Annotated in this window: 2 protein-coding genes; both read left to right on the top strand. The window is 38.2% G+C overall.

The window, feature by feature from the left end:
- Positions 1 to 134, top strand: a 134-nt coding sequence (locus BA053_RS07025; protein WP_167347181.1) for a head decoration protein, incomplete at its 5' end; no start/stop codon positions are given.
- Positions 135 to 166: 32 nt separating this feature from the next.
- Positions 167 to 882, top strand: a 716-nt coding sequence (locus tag BA053_RS06285) for a major capsid protein (protein ID WP_065106880.1), incomplete at its 3' end; no start/stop codon positions are given.

Here is an 882-nt window from a genome sequence, read left to right as displayed (position 1 = left end):
CAGTAATTATTACTCGTGGTGCAATACTAGCAGATCATGCGGTTGTGTGGCCAGCAAATATCACTGAAGAGCAGAAAGCTGCAGCAATAAAGCAACTTGAAGCACGAGGGATCATTGTCCGCAAGGGAATTTAACTAAAATTAATAGGAAAAAAGGGAGAAAAAAAATGCAAAATCCATTTACAAATCCAGCATTTAGTATGACGGCACTAACAAATGCGATGAATATATTGCCGATAAATTATGGACGAGTTGAAAATCTAAATTTGTTTCCAAGTAGGTCAGTAAGATTTAGACATATTACCATAGAAGAACACAACGGAGTATTAAGTTTATTACCAACGCAAGTACCAGGGGCGCCAGCAACAGTAGGAAAAAGAGGAAAAAGAAAGGTAAGAACATTTACGATTCCACATATTCCGCATGATGATGTAGTGTTACCAGAGGAAGTACAGGGAATAAGGGCATTTGGATCAGAAAGTGAACTTAAAGCGCTAGCAGACGTAATAACTGACCATTTACAGCTAATGAGAAACAAACATGCAATAACATTAGAGCATTTGCGAATGGGAGCGCTGAAGGGAATAATTTTAGATGCTGATGGGTCAGAATTATTAAATCTGTACAACGAATTTGAAATAACACCAAAAGTAGTAAATTTTGCCCTTGGAACAGCAACAACAGATGTAAAACGTAAGTGTTTGGAGGTATTGCGACATATTGAGGATAACTTAAGTGGTGAATATATGACGGGAATTCATGCACTGGTAAGCCCTGAGTTTTTTGATGCATTAACTTCCCATAGTAAGGTGAAAGAGGCATATGAGAGATGGCAAGAAGGAGCAGCGCTAAGGAATGATATGAGGTCAGGATTTACGTTTTG

It is taken from the genome of Wolbachia endosymbiont of Nomada ferruginata, from assembly GCF_001675785.1.
GTDB lineage: Bacteria > Pseudomonadota > Alphaproteobacteria > Rickettsiales > Anaplasmataceae > Wolbachia > Wolbachia pipientis.
The sequence above is the reverse complement of the archived record's forward strand: the minus strand, read 5'-3'. Positions and strand labels throughout refer to the sequence as shown.